1 protein-coding gene is annotated in these 2,943 nt (G+C 60.6%); it reads right to left on the reverse strand.

What is annotated here, in order from left to right:
• Window positions 1-568 precede the first annotated feature (568 nt).
• On the reverse strand, window positions 569-2,767 hold the full coding sequence (locus tag QMX88_RS19280; protein ID WP_282371857.1) for a TonB-dependent siderophore receptor: 2,199 nt from the start codon (window positions 2,765-2,767) through the stop codon (window positions 569-571).
• Window positions 2,768-2,943 lie beyond the last annotated feature (176 nt).

The following is a 2,943-nucleotide window of genomic DNA, read 5'->3' on the forward strand; positions in this document are numbered from 1 at the left end:
CGCTTGAGCTGGCCTCTTCCCGGCTGAAGCCGGTCCTACCAAGGCATCGCATGCGTCCAGTGGGATCGGCAGTGACATCGACTGTAGGACCGGCTTCAGCCGGGAAGCCTTTCGATCAATGCAGGGAGGGGGTGCGATCAGCACAATTGTTGGCGCCTGGGCTGGCCTCTTCCCGGCTGAAGCCGGTCCCACCAATCAGACCGCGCGCGCCTGTAGGACTGGCTTCAGCCGGGAAGCCGTTGCCATTGCCGTTGCCGTTGCCGTTGCCGTTGCTTTTGATCTTCGTACACAGGAAGTCCAGACGACACCCATCGCGACTTGGGTGCAGGCTGAATGGAGGTTTCGCGGAGTGGGCCGAGCGGCATGGATGCCGCGAGAGCGCCGTCAGGACATGGATGTCCGTTCGGCGCGGGCCCACGGAGCGGGACCGGAGTGAAGGAACCCGACGAAGTCGGGCCCAACCAGGAGCAAGCACCTTTGGTTACTTGGGGTGCTTTTCCAAGTAACTCGCCGAAGGCGAAACGTCTGCCCCTAGGCAGACGCTCTTGATCTTCTCGAGCCTGGCGCGTTACCAGCGGAACGCCACAGTCCCGAGCACGGTCCGCTCTTCGCCCCAATAACACCGACCCGCGTTATTGCAGCCGCTCACATACTTCTTGTCGAACAGATTCTTCGCATTCACATCCACCGACCAATGCTTATCGATGTCATACCCCACCAACGCATCCACCAGCGTCACATCACCCGTCTTCAACTTCCCGTACAGCGTCGGCGCGGTATACGCGAACGTATTGTCGAAATAACGCACCCCGCCACCCACACGGAAACCGCTCATCGGACCGTCGAGGAAGCGATACGTCGCCCACGTACTCGCCTGATTACGCGGTATGCCGGTCAACTGATGATCCTCGTACAACGACCCCGGACTGTCCTTCGTCACCCGCGCATCGGTGTAGGTGTACGACGCCGTCAGGCTCAGGTTCTTGGTCACGTCACTGTTGACCTCCAGCTCCACGCCCTTGGACTCGCTCTTGCCTATCTGACGGCTGAAGCCGTTGGAACCGGAAATCACGTCGTGGGTCTTGGTCAGGTCAAACACCGCTGCGCTGAACGTTGTGTTCCAGCCAGCCGGCTCGTACTTCAGACCCATCTCGTACTGCTCGCTGAGAATCGGATCGAGCAACTCGCCGTTCGGTTGCGACGACTGCTGCACCGGCGTGAACGCCGTCGAGTAACTCACGTACGGCGAAATGCCGTTCTCGAACTGGTACATCAAACCCGTCTGCCAGCTGAAACGATGGTCCCAGCCGTCCAGGTCCGATACGCCACTGATGGTGCCGGCGCGGTTGCGGTACTGGCTGTTGACGAAGTCCTGACGCCCGCCCAACAGGTAGATCCAGTTGTCGTACTTGCTCTGCAACTGGCCGTAAACGCCGTACATCTGCTGATCCAGCTGCGAGTTCTGAACCGTCGCGAGCATGCGCGGCTTGGCCGACGGAAACACCGGATTGAAGGCGTTGAACGTGCCGCCGTTGCCGGCCGCCCAGTCCTGGTTGTACGAAGTGCGGTCGTAGCTCGCGCCCAGAAGCACGGTGTTGTCCAGGGCGCCTGAGGTGAAGTGGCCTTCGAACTGGTTGTCCAGCGAGTAGGTGATGGACTTGTTGTCGCGATCGTACGCGGTGCTGGTCAGGGTGCTGCCGAAACCGGCGTTGTTCAGGTTGTTCGGCCAGGTCTCGTGACGGTCCAGACGCGATTCCATGAAGCGCGAGTTCTGGCGGAACTGCCAGGTGTCGTTGAGCTGGTGCTTGAACTCGTAACCCAGGGTCCAGGTTTCGCGCTCGAAGTCGTCCCAGTTCGGGTTGCCGTTGAACTGGTCCTTGCCGATCTTGCCGTTGACGTTGTTCAGCAAGGTGCCCGCAGCGGGGTAGCCGAGCAGCAGCTTGGTGCGGTCGCGCTGGTATGACGACAGCAGGGTCAGCGCGGTGTCTTCGTCGAAGTTGAAGGTCATCGACGGCGCGATGTAAATGCGGTCGTCCGGTACCGAATCGACCTGGGTGTCGGCGTTGCGACCGAGCATGACCACGCGGCCGAGGATGCGGTTGTCGTCGGTCAGCGGGCCGGAGACGTCGAGGGACAGTTGCCGGCGGTTGTTGCTGCCGTAGGTGAATTTGGCTTCGCCCTGGGCGGTTTCGGTCGGGCGTTTGCTGACCAGGTTGACCAGCCCGCCCGGCGCGTTTTCGCCGTAGAGGATCGAGCTCGGGCCACGGAACACTTCGGTGCGTTCCAGGCCATAGGGTTCGGTGGTGGTGTCGTAGCGGTTGCCCTGCAGACGCAAGCCATCTTTGAGCAGGCCGTAACCGTAGTCGGTGGCGTTGTAGCCGCGAATGGAGAACAGGTCGCCCGCGAGGCCGTCGCCGACGGCAAAGGGCGGGGCGAAGATGCCGGGGACGTAACCGAGGATGTCGGTCAGGCTTTGTGAGCCCTGATCCTGAATGCGCTGGCGTGTCACCACTGACACCGAGCGAGGGGTTTCCGACAGCGGTGTGCTGGTCTTGGTGCCCGCCGTGCTGTTTTTAACTTGATAGCCGACGGTTTCCTGCCCTTCAGGCGCTTCACCGCTGACCACCGAATTCTGCAGTTCGATAGTGGCGCCCTGCTCGGCCTTGGCCGGGGCATCCGCCGCCCATGCTGCGCCGTGACAGGCGACCGTTGCGACCAGCGCTGCCAAGGCATTGACCTTGAATTGACCCTTGTTATTGCTCGCCATCCGAACTCCCCCTCCCTTTAAAATCACACGGGGCAAAGCCCCAAAATTGACCACCAATGTCAAAAAAGCGTGAAAATGTAACAAAGAACGTTTCTCATTACCATTCTTATCATAAAAAAAGGGCGAAGGGCCATCGCTGGTCCTACGCCCTGTTTCAACGCTGTTACAACTAGGGT

This window comes from Pseudomonas sp. PS02290 (assembly GCF_029960075.1).
GTDB lineage: Bacteria > Pseudomonadota > Gammaproteobacteria > Pseudomonadales > Pseudomonadaceae > Aquipseudomonas.

Excerpts from the sequence above, each read along its gene's own strand:
- QMX88_RS19280 (WP_282371857.1), bottom strand. The coding sequence starts at position 2,767 with ATGGCGAGCAATAACAAGGGTCAATTCAAGGTCAATGCCTTGGCAGCG.